At 63.5% G+C, this 813-nt stretch carries 1 protein-coding gene; it reads left to right on the forward strand.

Going from position 1 to position 813, the window contains the following annotated elements; all coding sequences use genetic code 11:
* Positions 1-813, forward strand: an 813-nt coding sequence (locus tag C5F44_RS17695) for an extracellular solute-binding protein (RefSeq protein ID WP_107674952.1), incomplete at both ends; no start/stop codon positions are given.

Consider the following 813-nt stretch of genomic DNA (forward strand, 5'->3'; position numbering starts at 1 on the left):
AGACCGGCGCCAGCCTTGGGGTCATCACCGGCGGGTCGGGCGTGCTGCTGCGCCGGATCGAGGCGGAAGCCGCCGCACCGCAGGGCGATGTGTTCTGGTCGTCTTCGGCCAATACACTGGGCGCCTATGAACAACTGTTCGAACCCTATGCCTCGCCCGCGCTTGAGATGATGCTGCCCGAACTGCGCTATCCCGGCGATCTGTTCCTGCCGGCCAACCTGCATGTGGTGACCATGCTGGTGAACAGCGATCAGTTGAACGGACAGGCCGCGCCCCAGACCTGGGCCGATCTTGCAGAGCCGGCCTGGAGCGGCCGCATCATCATTGCCGACCCGGCCAACAGCTCAACCGGCTATACCATCGCCTGGGGCCTGTCCAAGTTGCTGGACGAAGCCACCTACAAGGCGGTGGTCGCGAACATGGTGATCTCCGGCTCGTCCTCGAACGTGCCGAAGGGCGTGGCGATGGGGGAATATGCCGTCGGCCTGACCTATGAGACGAACAGCTATGCCTATGTTGATGGCGGCCAGACGGAACTGTCGCTCGTCTATCCCGCGGAAGGCACCTTCACCTCGCCGGAATATGTGGCGCTGATCAGGAACGCCCCGTCGGGTGACGCGGCCAAGAAAACCGTCGATGCCCTTCTGTCGAAAGAAGCCCAGATCGCGCTGTTGCAGGTTGCCTTCCGCCGCCCCAGCCGCACCGACATCGAAGTGTCCAGCTATGTCGGCCTGCCCGAAATTGCCGACATCAAGGTCTTTCCGCTGGACGAAGCCGAAGCCGCGTCACAGCGCGATGCCTTCCTGGCGGCAT

Source organism: Fuscovulum blasticum DSM 2131 (genome assembly GCF_003034965.1).
GTDB classification, from domain to species: Bacteria; Pseudomonadota; Alphaproteobacteria; order Rhodobacterales; family Rhodobacteraceae; genus Pseudogemmobacter; species Pseudogemmobacter blasticus.